Here is a 13,492-nt window from a genome sequence, read left to right on the forward strand (position 1 = left end):
GGTGGATGGCACCGGCTGCGCCGGTGTTCGCGGGCACGCCCGCTCCCACAGCATTACAATGATTCACATGCAAACGCCGTTGGCCGCAGGGCATACTGTTGACCTGTTCACGGCGCTCTCAGGATCTGCCCCATGCAATTGGACCGTGCCACTGGCTGGTTCCACGGAATCGGAATCACCCATTGCCCCTCGCCGAACTTCAATGCTCGCCCCGAAGGCGAATCGATTTCCCTGCTGGTTATTCACAACATCAGCCTGCCGCCGGCCTGCTTCGGTACCGGCAAGGTCCAGCAATTCTTCCAGAACCGCCTGGACCCCAATGAGCACTCGTACTTCGCCAGCATCAACCACCTGACCGTGTCGGCGCACCTGTTCGTCGAGCGTGACGGTGCGGTGACCCAGTTCGTGTCGTTGCTCGACCGTGCCTGGCACGCCGGGGTGTCGTGCTTCGACGGGCGTGAAGGCTGTAACGATTTCTCCATCGGCATCGAACTGGAAGGCACCGACGACCTGGCTTATACCGATGCCCAGTACACGGTGCTGGAGCAACTTACCCGGCACATCCGCGGTGCCTGGCCGGCCATCGGGCTGGACCGCATCCAGGGCCATAGCGACATTGCCCCGCAGCGCAAGACCGACCCCGGCCCGGCCTTCGACTGGCCGCGCTACCGAGAGGCGCTGCAGCAAAACGAGGACAAGGCATGAGTTTTCTGGTGTTGTTGCTGGCGCTTTGGGTCGAGAAGTTCTCGGCCCTGCGCCATCAGGTGCAGCGAGATGGGTTCTTCCTCGGCGAACTGGTGCGCCTGGAGCGCAGCGGCAAGGTGCACCCATGGTGGACGCTGGCCATTCTGGTGTTGGCACCGGTAGCGCTGCTGGTTTTGCTGCTGCATGTTCTGGACCCGGTGGCGTATGGCTTGCTGGCGTTGCCGGTGCACCTGCTGGTGCTGATCTACAGCCTGGGCCGCGGCGATGCCAAGGCATCGATGGGGCCGTTCCGTGATGCCTGGCGGCGCGGTGACGACCAGGCCGCGCTGCACGTGGCCGAGCGCGACCTGGGGCTGGCGGCCGACGAGCCGCAAAGCCTGTTGGTGCAGGTGCAGGGCAACCTGCTGTGGCAGGTGTACCAAGGCTTTTTCGCGGTGATCCTCTGGTACTTCGTGCTGGGCCCGGGTGCAGCCCTGGCCTATCGCTTGCTGGCTCTGTGTGGCGAACACAGCAAGCAACCGACGTTGAAGGCCCGTGCCGAGCAGCTCAGGCATATCATGGACTGGCTGCCGGTGCGGGTGCTGGCCTTGAGTTTCGCCCTGGTCGGCAATTTTCTCGCGGTTACCCGGGTGATGCTGCACGAGGTGCTCAACTGGCACATCAGCGCCGCCCACCTGGTTGCCAGGGTCGGGCGCATTGCCGATGACATTCCCGAAGAAGAAGACAGCCAGCGCGGGCTGGGACGGCTGGACAGCCTGTGGGAGCTGCTGCTGCGCTGTGCGGTGCTGTGGTATGCCGGGTTTGCGCTGTGGACGGTGCTTGTCTGAACTGACACGCTGGCTTCTTCGCGGGCTTGCCCGCTCCCACAGGTACTGCGCCGGTCTCAAGATTTGCGCGGTCCCTGTGGGAGCGGGCAAGCCCGCGAAGAGGCCCACGCAGGTGCCAGCACTTCAGCTACCAGCCAAACAACTCGCAAGCATTGCGGGTGCTGGCTTGAGCCAGTTCCGCGACATCCACCCCCATCACCTGCGCCAGCACCCCGGCAATTTCCGGCAGGTGCTCCGGGCTGTTCCTTACCCCGGGGAACATAACCGGCGCCATGTCCGGCGCATCGGTCTCCAGCACCACGCTGTCCAGCGGCAACCGCGCCAGGGTCTTGCGCAGCCGTAGGGCCTGCGGCCAGGTACCCGCACCGCCAAGCCCAAGCCGGAAGCCCAGCTTGATGTACTCGCGGGCCTCTTCGTAACTGCCGGCAAACGCATGAATCACCCCCGCCCGCGCCGGCTTGTAGCGCTTGAGCGTGGCGATCACCTGGGCATGGCTGCGGCGCACGTGCAGCAGTGCGGGCAGTTCGAAGTCGCAGGCCATCTGTAGTTGCGCTTCGAACAGCTTCTGCTGGCGGGCCTTGTCCAGGTCTTCGAGGTAATAATCCAGGCCAAACTCGCCCACGGCACAAAGCCGTGGGTCGCCGTGCAAGCGCTGCAGCCACTCGCGCAGCTGCGCCAGGTGCTCCGGGCGATGCTGGTCAAGGTAGATCGGGTGCAGGCCGAGCGCGGCGAACAGGCGCTGGTCGGCACAGGCGAGGTCCCACACCCGCTGGAAATTCGCCTGGTACACCCCCAGCACCACCATCCTCTCCACCCCGCGCGACACCGCGTTGGCCAGCAGTTGTTGGCGGTCGGCGTCGAAGTCGGGGAAGTCCAGGTGGGTGTGGGTGTCGATCAGGCGCATGTTCAGGCCGCTGTAATGCGTTGCTTGAACGTTCGACCGACGGCATGCACGCCAGGTTCGTAGCGTTTGTCCTCGATCGCGGCCAGTGCCAGTTCCAGCGCGGTGGCGGCAATCAAGCCATGCTGCTGGGCCATGGCATTGACTGGCAGCGGCAGGAAGTCGAGCAACTGGTTGTCGCCAAAGGTACCCAGCTGCAGCTGGCGTGAGTCGGCAGTGCGCGCCTGCAGGGTGTCGAACACCCCTTGCAGCAGCACGTAGGAGGTTGTCACCAGGGCATCCGGCAGGCCGCCAAGGTCATCGATCAGTTGCTGCATCAGGCGCTGGCCGCACTCTCGGCTGAACGCTTCGCCCTGATAGCGGCGAACCTCGCCGGCATAGCCTTGCAGGGCTTCGTCGAAGCCACCGGCACGTGCCTGACTGACCGACAGCTCGGGGCGGGCGCCGATCAAGGCGATGCTGCGCGGGGCGACGCTCAGCAAGCTGGCGGCCAGCTGGCGGCTGGCGTCGCGGTCGTCACTGATCACCGAGCAGAAGTGCGCAGGGTCCAGGCGGCGGTCGATGGCGATTACCGGCAGGCCTTTGTCCTGCAGCTCGCGGTAGCTGTCGTCTTCTGGCGGCAGGCAGCTGGCGACGAACAGTGCATCGCAACGGCGGGCGCGAAACAGCTGTTGCAACTGGCGCTCGCTGTCGGGCTGGTCGTCGCTGCTGGCAATCAGCAACTGGTAGCCACGGGCGCGGGCACCTTGTTCGAGCTGCTTGGCGATGCGGGCGTAGCTGGGGTTCTCCAGATCCGGGAGAATGAAGCCCAGAGTGCGGGTATGCCGGCTGCGCAGGCCAGCGGCCTGCGGGTTGGGGGTGAAGCCGTGGGCCTCGACCACCGCGCGTACCCGCTCGACAGTGCTGTTGCTGATGCGCTGCTGTTCGGCCTTGCCATTGATGACGTAGCTGGCAGTGGTCACGGACACACCGGCCAGACGGGCGATATCGCTGAGTTTCACCGAATTTTCCTTGTTATTACCGGGGCTGGCTGTGAGCCCTGACCGGGTAGTTTGACCCGGCGAGGGCGCCACGCGCAGACGACCATTGTCGCAATTGTCCGACAGGATGGGGCTTTTTCATCGGCAGATTATCGAGTAACGTGGCCGCCTGGTCAGATTAATCGTTTCAGCTGCCGAATTTTCTGCCTCGGCTGCCATCGGTGCAAGGCTGTTGAACTGGCCGTTCATGTGAATTCCACAACAATACTCCAGTACCCGACCGGGAACTGCAAAAGGAGAAGGTCATGCTCGAGCTCGCCAAGGAGCAGATAGCCATGGGCCAGAAGGCCGCCGACAAGGCCGAGGCATTGCGCCTGCTGGCCGACCGGCTGGTCGATGACGGCCTGGTCGCCGAGGGATACCTGCAAGGGCTGCAGGCCCGAGAGGCACAAGGCTCTACCTTCCTTGGGCAGGGCATTGCCATCCCCCATGGCACGCCGCAGACCCGTGACCTGGTGTACGCCACCGGCGTGCGCCTGTTGCAGTTTCCCGAGGGCGTGGACTGGGGCGATGGCCAGATGGTCTATCTGGCTATCGGCATCGCCGCCCGTTCCGATGAGCACCTGCGCCTGTTGCAACTGCTGACCCGCGCCCTGGGCGAGACCGACCTGGCCGAAGCTCTGCGCCGCGCCGGTTCCGCGGAGGCGTTGCTGAAGCTGTTGCAGGGCGCGCCTCAGGAACTGGCGCTGGATGCGCAGTTGGTCGGCCTGAACCTGCCGGCCGAAGACTTCGATGAGCTGGCCTGGCGCGGCGCCCGTCTGTTACAGCGTGCCGACTGCGTCGATAGCGGTTTTGCCGCCGTCCTGCAGCAGGCCGAACCGCTGCCGCTGGGCGAGGGCCTGTGGTGGCTGCACAGCGAGCGCCAGGTGCGCCAGCCGGGGCTGGCCTTCATCACCCCGCAGCAGCCGCTGCGTTACCGCGACCAACCGCTCAACGGCCTGTTCTGCCTGGCCAGCCTCGGTGCAGCCCACCAGGCCTTGCTCGAACGCCTGTGCGAAGTGCTGATCGAAGGCCGCGGCCAGATGCTCTACCAGGCTACCAGCAGCCGCGCGGTGCTGGAGGTACTAGGCGGTGAGGCGCCGACAGACTGGCCCAGTGCGCGCGTGGTGCTGGCCAACCCGCACGGTTTGCATGCCCGCCCGGCAAAGGTATTGGCGCAACTGGCCAAAGGTTTCGAGGGGGAAATCCGTGTGCGGCTGGCGGATAGCGCGCAGCCGGCGGTGTCCGTAAAGAGCCTGAGCAAGCTGCTCAGTCTCGGCGCCCGACGTGGCCAGACACTGGAGCTGGTGGCTGAGCCCGGCATCGCCCCCGATGCCTTGCCGGTGCTGCTGGCCGCCATCGAACAAGGCCTGGGTGAAGAGGTGGAGCCACTGCCGCAGAGTGCTGAGGTTGTAGCTGGCGCAGCGGCCGAAGTGCTGCAAGCGCCCGCAGCCGGTAGCCGTATCCACGGCGTGGGTGCTGCGCCCGGCATTGCCAGTGGCCCGGCCCATGTGTGTGTCGAGCGTGAGTTCGACTACCCCCTGCGCGGTGAGTCCTGCGCCCAGGAGCGGCAGAAGCTGCGTGAAGCTGTGGCGGCCGTGAATGGCGAGCTGCAGGCTTTGGTCCAGCGCAGCGACAAGGCCATTGGCGAAATCTTCGTCACCCATCAGGAAATGCTCGCAGACCCGGCCCTGAGCGATGATGTCGAGCAGCGCCTGGGCCAGGGCGAAAGCGCCGCGGCAGCATGGATGGCAGTGATCGAGGCGGCGGCGCGTCAACAGGAGTCGCTGCACGATGCCTTGCTCGCCGAACGTGCTGCCGACCTGCGTGACATCGGCCGCCGCGTGCTGGCGCAGTTGTGTGGCGTGCAGGCCCAGGCTGAACCCGAGCAACCCTACGTGCTGGTAATGACCGAAGTCGGCCCGTCCGATGTCGCCCGGCTGGACCCGAGCCGCGTCGCCGGTATCGTCACCGCCCAGGGTGGCGCCACCGCCCACAGTGCCATCGTCGCCCGTGCCTTGGGCATTCCGGCGGTGGTGGGCGCGGGGGCGTCGATACTGCTGTTGGACAGCGGCACGCCGTTGCTGCTCGATGGCCAGCGTGGCGTGGTCAGCGTGGCGCCGCCGGCGGATGAACTGCAAAAGGCCCTGGCCGAGCGCGACCTGCGCGAGCAACGCTTGCAGGCCGCCTGGGCCAACCGCTTCGAGCCGGCGGTCACTCGCGATGGTCACGCTGTCGAGGTGTTTGCCAACATCGGCGAGAGCAACGGCATCGCCAAGGTAGTGGAGCAGGGCGCCGAAGGCGTTGGCCTGCTGCGCACCGAGTTGATTTTCATGGCCCACACCCAGGCCCCGGACGTGGCGACCCAGGAAGCCGAGTACCGTCGTGTGCTCGATGGCCTCGACGGGCGCCCGCTGGTGGTGCGCACCCTCGATGTCGGTGGCGACAAGCCGCTGCCGTACTGGCCGATCGCTGCCGAGGAAAACCCGTTCCTCGGTGTGCGCGGCGTACGCCTTACCCTGCAGCGCCCGCAGGTGATGGAAGACCAGTTGCGCGCCCTGCTGCGCGCTGCCGACCAGCGCCCGCTGCGCATCATGTTCCCGATGGTCGGGCAGGTGCATGAATGGCGCGAGGCGCGCGCCATGGTCGAGCGCCTGCGCGCCGAGATCCCGGTAGCCGACCTGCAACTGGGTATCATGGTCGAAGTGCCCTCGGCAGCGCTGTTGGCACCACAACTGGCGCGCGAAGTGGACTTTTTCAGCATCGGCACCAACGACCTGACCCAGTACACCTTGGCCATCGACCGTGGTCACCCCAGCCTCTCGGCCCAGGCCGACGGCCTGCACCCGGCGGTGCTCAGCCTGATCGACATGACCGTGCGCGCCGCCCATGCCCATGGCAAGTGGGTGGGCGTGTGCGGCGAGCTGGCGGCCGACCCGCAGGCTGTGCCCGTGCTGCTGGGCCTGGACGTGGACGAACTCAGCGTCGCCGCGCGCAGCATTGCCGAAGTCAAGGCCCTGGTTCGCCAGGCCGATCACCAGACGGCCCGCGCCCTGGCGCGCGAGGCCCTGCAACAGGACAGCGCCGCAGCGGTTCGCGCGCTGGTGGAGCGTTACTGAATGGCCAAGATCCTCACCCTCACCCTGAACCCTGCGCTGGATATCACCATCGGCCTGGGTACCCTGCGCCCAGGGCAGGTCAATCGCAGCCAGGAGCAGCACAGCCACGCCGCAGGCAAGGGGCTGAACGTTGCCCAGGTACTGGCCGACCTGGGCCACACCGTCACTGTTGGCGGCTTCCTCGGGCGTGACAACCTGCAGCCTTTCGAGGCGCTGATCGACTGGCGCGGCTTCGTCGACTGCTTTGTCCGCGTGCCGGGCGAAACCCGCAGTAATATCAAGCTGGTCGAAGCCGATGGCCGTGTCACCGACATCAACGGCCAAGGCCCGGAAGTCGACGAAGCGGCGCGCAGTGCATTGCTGCGCTGCCTGGCGCAGGTTGCCCCGGGCCACGATGCGGTGGTGGTGGCTGGTAGCCTGCCGCGTGGGATCAGCGCCGACTGGTTCCGACAGTTGCTCGAACAGCTCAAGACGCAAGGCCTGAAGGTGGCTCTGGACAGCAGCGGTGAAGCCCTGCGTGCCGGCCTGCAGAGCTCGCCCTGGCTGGTCAAGCCCAATACCGAAGAGTTGGGCGAGGTGCTCGGCCTGGCTGTGGATAACCCGGCGCAGCAGCGCGCTGCTGCCGAGCGCCTGCTGGCCAGTGGCGTCGAACACGTGGTGGTGTCGGCGGGAGAGCAGGGCGTCAGCTGGTTCACCCGCGGCCATGCCGTACATGCTTGCCCGCCCAAGGTGCAGGTTGCCAGCACAGTGGGTGCAGGTGATTCGCTGGTGGCCGGCATGGTCCACGGCCTGCTGCAGGGCGAAGCCCCGGCGCAGACCTTGACCCGTGCCACCGCCATCGCTGCACAGGCTGTTACCCAGGTTGGTTTCGGCATCCGTGACCGCGAGCAACTGGCGCGTCTGGAAGCTGCCGTGCAACTGACAGAACAAAAAGAGGGTTGCCGATGAATATTGCCATTGTCACTGCCTGCCCCAACGGCCAGGTGTCGAGCGTGCTGAGCGCGCGCTTGCTGTCCGCCGCAGCCCAGCGGCGGGGCTGGAGTACCAGCGTCGAAGTGCAGGATGCCGGCCACCCCGAGCGGCAACTGAGCGCCACGCAGATCGCCGAGGCCGACTGGGTGCTGGTGGTCAGCACCGGCCCGGTGGACCTGGAGCGTTTCGTCGGCAAGCGCGTGTACCAGAGCACGCCATCCCAGGCTTTGGCCGACCGCGAAGGCTTCCTCGATGAGGCGGCTTCCAGCGCCCATCTGCTGGCCACGGTGCCAGGCCTTCCGGCTGAAACTGGCAGCGCTGGCGCACGCATCGTCGCCGTCACGGCTTGCCCGACTGGCGTCGCGCATACATTCATGGCCGCGGAAGCCTTGCAGCAGGCTGCGCAGCAACTGGGCTACGAGCTCACCGTCGAGACCCAGGGCTCGGTCGGTGCGCGCAACCCCTTGTCTGCCGAAGCCATCGCTGCAGCGGATGTAGTGCTGCTGGCCGCCGACATCGAAGTGCCCACCGCGCGTTTCGCTGGCAAGCGCATTTACCGTTGCGGCACCGGTATCGCCCTCAAGCAAGCCCGCGCGACCCTCGACAAGGCCCTGGCTGATGCCAAGGTGGAAAACAGCGGCGATGCCGCAGCGGCGAGCACGCCAGCCAAGGGCGAGAAGAGCGGGGTATACAAGCACCTGCTCACCGGCGTGTCGTTCATGCTGCCGATGGTGGTGGCTGGCGGCCTGCTGATTGCCCTGTCGTTCGTATTCGGTATCGAGGCTTACAAAGAAGCGGGCACCTTGCCGGCGGCGTTGATGCAGATCGGCGGCGAGGCTGCGTTCAAGTTGATGGTGCCGCTGCTGGCGGGTTACATCGCCTGGTCCATCGCCGACCGCCCGGGGCTGGCGCCCGGCATGATCGGCGGCCTGCTGGCCAGCACTCTGGGCGCCGGTTTCATCGGGGGTATCGTCGCCGGCTTCCTCGCTGGCTACAGCGCCAAGGCCATTGCCCGCTGGGCGCGCTTGCCCAGCAGCCTGGAGGCACTGAAGCCGATCCTGATCATCCCGCTGCTGGCCAGCCTGTTCACCGGCCTGGTGATGATCTACGTGGTTGGCCAGCCAGTGGCGGCGATGCTGGAAGGGCTCACGCAATTTCTCGACAGCATGGGCACCACCAATGCCATCCTGTTGGGTCTGTTGCTGGGCGGCATGATGTGCGTCGACCTGGGAGGGCCGATCAACAAGGCCGCCTATGCCTTCTCGGTGGGGCTGTTGGCTTCATCGAGCTATGCACCGATGGCGGCGACCATGGCCGCCGGCATGGTGCCGCCGATTGGCCTGGGTATCGCCAGCTTCCTGGCCCGACGCAAGTTTGCCCAGAGCGAGCGTGAAGCGGGCAAGGCGGCGTTGGCGCTGGGGCTGTGCTTCATCTCCGAAGGGGCGATCCCGTTTGCCGCCAAGGACCCGCTGCGGGTAATCCCGGCCAGCGTGGCCGGTGGGGCATTGACCGGGGCATTGTCGATGTACTTCGGCTGCAAGCTGATGGCGCCGCATGGCGGCCTGTTCGTGCTGCTGATCCCCAATGCGATCAACCATGCGCTGCTGTACTTGTTGGCGATCGTGGCGGGCAGCCTGCTGACGGCGGTGGTGTATGCGGTGATCAAGAAGAGTGAGCGGGTGGAGTTGGCGGTAGCGCCGGTGAAGGGTTAGAGATTTTAGCGGGCCTTACTGGCCTCTTCGCGGGTGAACCCGCTCCCACAGGACTGCACAGGCATCAGGTCCGGCGCGGTCTCTGTGGGAGCGGGTTCACCCGCGAAGAGGCCGGAACAGGTCAACGCCCGTGCTTCTGCCGCAACGGCACAAGCAGATCGCCCAGCCCGTTGTGATCGATCTCGTGCATCAGCGCCAGCAAGCCACCCAATTCCCCCGACGGGAAACCCTTGCGCGCAAACCAGGCCAGGTAATCCCCTGGCAGGTCGGCAATGATTCGTCCCTGGTACTTGCCAAACGGCATGGTGCGGGTGACCAGCAGTTCGAGGGTTTCCGGCTTCATCATCGGCGCACCTGGCTGTTGAAAAGCGCCGACCATACTGCAATCTGCACGAAGGCCCAAGCGGCAATCATGCAGAACGCCGTGATCAAACTCAGACCTTGTGTTTCTATCTTATTGATTGTTAAGGAATTTGTAGATAATCCTCGCTTGGCACGAACGCTGCTCCCATACAGATGACTATCACCTGCCAAGGAGTTTGTGCCATGAGCAATCCCAACAAAGACGTGATCGACGTGCTCAACGACCTGATCGAGTACAGCAAGGATGGTGAGAAAGGTTTCAAGGCCTCTGCCGATGATGTGAAGAACCCCGAACTTAAAGCGTTCTTCGTTCAGCGTGCCGGTGAGTGCGCCAATGCGGCCGGCGAACTGCAGAGCGAGGTGCGTCGCCTGGGGGGCGACCCGGAAACCTCTACCAGCATCAGCGGTGACCTGCATCGGGGTTGGGTAAACCTCAAGGCGATGGTCACCGGCAAGGATGAGGAAGCGGTGCTGAACGAGGTGGAGCGGGGCGAGGACCATGCCCTCAAGGCCTACAAGGAAGCTCGCGAGAAACTGGTCAAGCTGGGCCGCACCGCCAGCGACCAGACCTACACCTTGGTGGAAAAACAGCTGCAAGGTGTGCAGCGTAACCATGATCAGGTCAGGGCCTTGCGCAACGCCGCGCGCGCCCGCAGCTAGTCCGCAGGCCCCTCTACCCGGTTGCGGCCCTTGGCCTTGGCTCGGTAGAGCGCTTCGTCCGCAGCACCCAGCACCCCCGCCAGGTCGTGCTGGGTGCCTGACAGGCCGATGCCGATGCTCACCGTGACAGAGTGGGCATCGTCGGCAAATGGTGCCAGCGCCTCGACGCTGGCGCGGATGCGCTCCGCCAGCAGTTGCGCACCGGCCAGGTCAGTTTCCGGCAACACCACCTGGAATTCTTCACCGCCATAGCGCGCCGCCAGATCGGCCGGGCGGCGGATGCACGCCTCGATGGTCCTGGCCACTTCGCGCAAGGCATGGTCGCCACCGGCGTGGCCGTGGCGCTGGTTGAATGCCTTGAAGTGGTCCACATCCACCATCAGCACTGCCAATGACTTGCGATTGCGCTGGGCGCGGGCCCATTCCTGACGGAGTACCTGGTCCAGGTGGCGGCGGTTGGGCAAGCCGGTCAGGCTGTCGGTGGCGGCCAGGTTGGCCAGACCCTGTTCGGCTTCTTGCCGGCGGCGCAACTCGCGGCCCAGCAGCAGGGTCAGCCAGAGGATACCCACACACAGTACCCCTGTGGCGACGCCGACCACGATCGCAGTGCGGCGCCACGACTCGAAAACTTCATCGGCCGAACGCACGACCAGCACGATCAACGGCAACTGAGCGACCCGGGCAAAGGTGTACATGCGCGGGGTGCCGTTGCGGCTGGAGCGTGCGGTAAAGCTGCCGTTCTGCTCGCTGAGAATGCGTTTGAAATTGGGCCGTTCGGCATAATTGCTGCCAATCGCCGGGTCTTGCGCGCGGCTGGGCTGGCGGGCCAACAGTTGGCCGTCTGTGTTGAGCAGGTTGATGCTGCTATCGTCGCCGATGTCCAGGCGCTGAAACAGGTCACTGAAGTACGACAGGCGCAGTGCCCCCGCGGCCAGGCCGACGAACTCGCCATTGGGCCCGGAAATGCGCCGGCTGAAACTGATGCACCAGTCCAGGTCGCCGAGCCTGGCCTTGAACGGCGGGCCGACCAGCAGACCGAGGTTGGCGTTGTGCAGATGGGCCTGGAATACCCCTGTACCGCTGAAGTTGGCCTTGCGTGGCACGCTACTGGTGGAATCGCCCACCACGTTGCCTTGCTTGTCCAGCCATAGCACGTCACCGCGCTTGCGGTCGACGAAGGCTTCATTGAATAGCAGGCGTTGGCGCACCGGGCCGGGTATTTCCGGCAGCTCCTTGCGCCCGACCGCCCAGATCAGGCCCTGCAGCGACTGGTCGTAGAGTTCGACGTTGCGCAGGATGTCGCTTTCGATCAGCTGGACAATATTGTTGGACGAGCGGATCGCCGACAGCTCGATATTGTCGCGCTCCCGCGCCAGCAGGTAGCTGACGATGGCCACGATGGCGAGCACGGCAAGGCAACTGCCCAGATTGAGGATCAGCTCGGGGTGCGACCTGTAGTGTGCGAAACGCGGTAATCGGGTGGTCATGCTCGCTACTGCGTGGGCAGGGCCATTCGCGGCGGCGACATTCTAGGGAAGCGGGGATTGTCGGACAAGATTTGTCCGACGGAATCACGCAGGGGCTGCTGCGCAGCCCATCGCCGGCAAGCCAGCTCCCACAAGTACCGCACAAGGCTTGAGGTCAATGCGGTCAAGGTGGGAGCTGGCTTGCCGGCGAAACGAGGGCGAAGCCCTCGCACCCGGGTCTGGATCAGAACACGTTCAACGGGTAATCCACGATCACCCGCAGTTCATCATTGTCGCTGTTGCTGTCGATCGACGCATAACCCTGGCTGCCGCGGTGGGTGGCATAGCGCACCAGCACCGACAGGTCCTTGAGGTCTCCTTCCTGGAACACGTACTTCATGTCCACGTCGCGTTCCCAGTGCATGGCGTTCTTGCCATCGGCACGGTAGTAGTCGTAGTGGGTGGTGTCCTGGGTGGCCTTGGTCAGGTCGGCTTCACCGCGCGAGTACGACAGCACCGTACTCAGGCCAGGGATGCCCACACCAGCGAAGTCATAGTTGTACTGCAGTTTCCACGAGCGCTCGTTCGGTGCGTTGAAGTCCGAGTACATGCGCGAGTTGTCCAGGTAGACGCTGTCGCCCAGGTTGATGTAGTCGAACGGCGTGTTGCCATTGACCCGCTGATAGGCGGCCGTGACGCTGTGGAACCCGGCATTGAGGGTGAAATGCACGCTATAGGTGTTGTTGTCGATCTTGCCCAGCAGTGCCTGGCCGGTGTCCTGAGTGTGATAGAAGTGCACGCCCGGGTTCAGGCTGACCAGGTCGTTGACCACATAGGTGTAGTCGAAATCGGCGTAGTACTGGTTCCAGATGTCCTTCAGTTCGGCCGCATACAGGTTGGCAGTGATGTTCGGGGTGCCACTCCACGACGCGCCGGCCCAGTTCAGGTGCTTGCTTTTGTCATGCTCGCCCAGCGAACCGTAGTAGGTGTCGATGCGGCGGTGGCCGCTCTGGTTGTACGGCTTGGTGAAGCTCACCTGGCCGCCTTCGAGCAGCAGGCCGTCGATGCTGGTGTTGGTCAGGCTCACACCACGGAAGGTCTGCGGCAGCATGCGGGTTTCGCCGCCAGCGATCACCGGGTTGGTGAGGAACAGGTCACCGGCTTTCAGCTCGGTGTCGAACGCCTTGAGCTTGACTGCGGCACCGGCGGTGGAGAAGGAGTGCGGGGCAGCACCCAGTTCGTCTTCGTTCTTCTGGTGGGTCGGCAGGATGCTGGTGCCAGCATGGCCGCCGCCCCCGTCGAGCTTCAGGCCCAACATGGCATGGGCGTCCAGGCCAAAGCCGACCACACCCGGGGTGTAGCCCGACTCGAAACGTGCAACCGCACCTTGGCCCCACTCGCGGGTGTCGCGCACGCCGGCGTTGTGGTTGTCGCGGTTGAAGTAGGCATTACGGAAATGCAGGTTGAAGGACGAGCCTTCGATGAAGCCATCAGCCTTGTCTTCATCTGCCTGGGCGGCGAAAGGGATCGTTGCAGTCAACGCAATGAACAGCGGGGTAAAACGAAACGCGGAAGGCACCGGTACTAGCTCCTTGGGTCTGGCGGTGGGGCAGTTTTTATTTTCGAATGTGCGTCTTTTTTATAGGTGAACGTTACAGCTTGGCTGATAGTTGAAGCACATAAAAAAAGCCGCTGATCGGCAGCGGCTTTAAAAGGCTAACATATCGGCACTGGTAGTGCCCATGGCG

11 protein-coding genes are annotated in these 13,492 nt (G+C 64.7%); 6 read left to right on the forward strand and 5 right to left on the reverse strand.

What is annotated here, in order from left to right; translation table 11 throughout:
- Positions 1-132: 132 nt before the first annotated feature.
- Complete coding sequence (gene ampD, locus KDB76_RS04845; RefSeq protein ID WP_023662425.1) at positions 133-705, forward strand: 1,6-anhydro-N-acetylmuramyl-L-alanine amidase AmpD; 573 nt, start codon at positions 133-135, stop codon at positions 703-705.
- Positions 702-1,532: a regulatory signaling modulator protein AmpE gene (gene ampE / locus KDB76_RS04850; RefSeq protein ID WP_038408715.1), complete on the forward strand. Its 831-nt coding sequence runs from the start codon at positions 702-704 to the stop codon at positions 1,530-1,532. Before ampD ends, ampE begins: the two co-directional genes overlap by 4 nt.
- A gap of 127 nt (positions 1,533-1,659) precedes the next feature.
- Here the strand turns inward: ampE and KDB76_RS04855 are convergent, their stop codons facing one another.
- Complete coding sequence (locus tag KDB76_RS04855; RefSeq protein WP_013970959.1) at positions 1,660-2,436, reverse strand: TatD family hydrolase; 777 nt, start codon at positions 2,434-2,436, stop codon at positions 1,660-1,662.
- Between the two features lie 2 nt (positions 2,437-2,438).
- Positions 2,439-3,434: a catabolite repressor/activator gene (cra, locus tag KDB76_RS04860; protein ID WP_013970960.1), complete on the reverse strand. Its 996-nt coding sequence runs from the start codon at positions 3,432-3,434 to the stop codon at positions 2,439-2,441.
- Positions 3,435-3,718: 284 nt separating this feature from the next.
- On the opposite strand from cra, the gene ptsP reads away from it, so the two are divergent.
- The 3 genes from ptsP to KDB76_RS04875 are packed head-to-tail and all read left to right on the forward strand — an operon-like array spanning position 3,719 to position 9,255.
- Positions 3,719-6,571 carry a phosphoenolpyruvate--protein phosphotransferase gene (gene ptsP, locus KDB76_RS04865; RefSeq protein WP_024086282.1) on the forward strand — a complete coding sequence of 951 codons (2,853 nt, stop codon included), beginning with the start codon at positions 3,719-3,721 and terminating at the stop codon, positions 6,569-6,571.
- Positions 6,572-7,519 (forward strand): 1-phosphofructokinase, encoded by a 948-nt coding sequence (gene pfkB / locus KDB76_RS04870; protein WP_024086283.1) that lies wholly within the window; start codon positions 6,572-6,574, stop codon positions 7,517-7,519. It abuts the gene before it with no gap.
- A complete protein-coding gene (locus tag KDB76_RS04875; RefSeq protein WP_013970963.1) occupies positions 7,516-9,255 on the forward strand; it encodes a PTS fructose-like transporter subunit IIB in 1,740 nt (579 codons plus the stop codon). The genes pfkB and KDB76_RS04875 overlap by 4 nt, the downstream gene beginning before the upstream one ends.
- A gap of 121 nt (positions 9,256-9,376) precedes the next feature.
- Here KDB76_RS04875 and KDB76_RS04880 read toward each other — a convergent pair whose 3' ends face one another.
- Positions 9,377-9,598 carry a DUF3820 family protein gene (locus KDB76_RS04880; RefSeq protein ID WP_024086284.1) on the reverse strand — a complete coding sequence of 74 codons (222 nt, stop codon included), beginning with the start codon at positions 9,596-9,598 and terminating at the stop codon, positions 9,377-9,379.
- A 203-nt stretch (positions 9,599-9,801) separates the two neighbouring features.
- On the opposite strand from KDB76_RS04880, the gene KDB76_RS04885 reads away from it, so the two are divergent.
- Entirely contained in the window at positions 9,802-10,278 is a 477-nt protein-coding gene (locus tag KDB76_RS04885; RefSeq protein ID WP_013970965.1) for a PA2169 family four-helix-bundle protein, read from the forward strand.
- On the opposite strand, the gene KDB76_RS04890 is transcribed toward KDB76_RS04885, so the two are convergent.
- Positions 10,275-11,765, reverse strand: coding sequence for a sensor domain-containing diguanylate cyclase (locus KDB76_RS04890; RefSeq protein WP_013970966.1), 1,491 nt, complete (start codon positions 11,763-11,765; stop codon positions 10,275-10,277). The two genes, KDB76_RS04885 and KDB76_RS04890, sit on opposite strands and share 4 nt — an antisense overlap.
- Positions 11,766-11,988: 223 nt before the next feature.
- On the reverse strand, positions 11,989-13,323 hold the full coding sequence (locus tag KDB76_RS04895) for an OprD family porin (RefSeq protein ID WP_013970967.1): 1,335 nt from the start codon (positions 13,321-13,323) through the stop codon (positions 11,989-11,991).
- Between the last annotated feature and the right edge of the window lie 169 nt (positions 13,324-13,492).

The organism is Pseudomonas sp. JS425, assembly GCF_018223845.1.
In the GTDB taxonomy this organism is placed as follows: domain Bacteria; phylum Pseudomonadota; class Gammaproteobacteria; order Pseudomonadales; family Pseudomonadaceae; genus Aquipseudomonas; species Aquipseudomonas asiatica.

What these genes read in the sequence shown, in the direction of transcription:
- ampD (WP_023662425.1), top strand. Translation starts at nt 133, where the DNA reads ATGCAATTGGACCGTGCCACTGGCTGGTTCCACGGAATCGGAATCACC.
- ampE (WP_038408715.1), top strand. Translation starts at nt 702, where the DNA reads ATGAGTTTTCTGGTGTTGTTGCTGGCGCTTTGGGTCGAGAAGTTCTCG.
- KDB76_RS04855 (WP_013970959.1), bottom strand. Translation starts at nt 2,436, where the DNA reads ATGCGCCTGATCGACACCCACACCCACCTGGACTTCCCCGACTTCGAC.
- ptsP (WP_024086282.1), top strand. Translation starts at nt 3,719, where the DNA reads ATGCTCGAGCTCGCCAAGGAGCAGATAGCCATGGGCCAGAAGGCCGCC.
- pfkB (WP_024086283.1), top strand. Translation starts at nt 6,572, where the DNA reads ATGGCCAAGATCCTCACCCTCACCCTGAACCCTGCGCTGGATATCACC.
- KDB76_RS04875 (WP_013970963.1), top strand. Translation starts at nt 7,516, where the DNA reads ATGAATATTGCCATTGTCACTGCCTGCCCCAACGGCCAGGTGTCGAGC.
- KDB76_RS04880 (WP_024086284.1), bottom strand. Translation starts at nt 9,598, where the DNA reads ATGAAGCCGGAAACCCTCGAACTGCTGGTCACCCGCACCATGCCGTTT.
- KDB76_RS04885 (WP_013970965.1), top strand. Translation starts at nt 9,802, where the DNA reads ATGAGCAATCCCAACAAAGACGTGATCGACGTGCTCAACGACCTGATC.
- KDB76_RS04890 (WP_013970966.1), bottom strand. Translation starts at nt 11,765, where the DNA reads ATGACCACCCGATTACCGCGTTTCGCACACTACAGGTCGCACCCCGAG.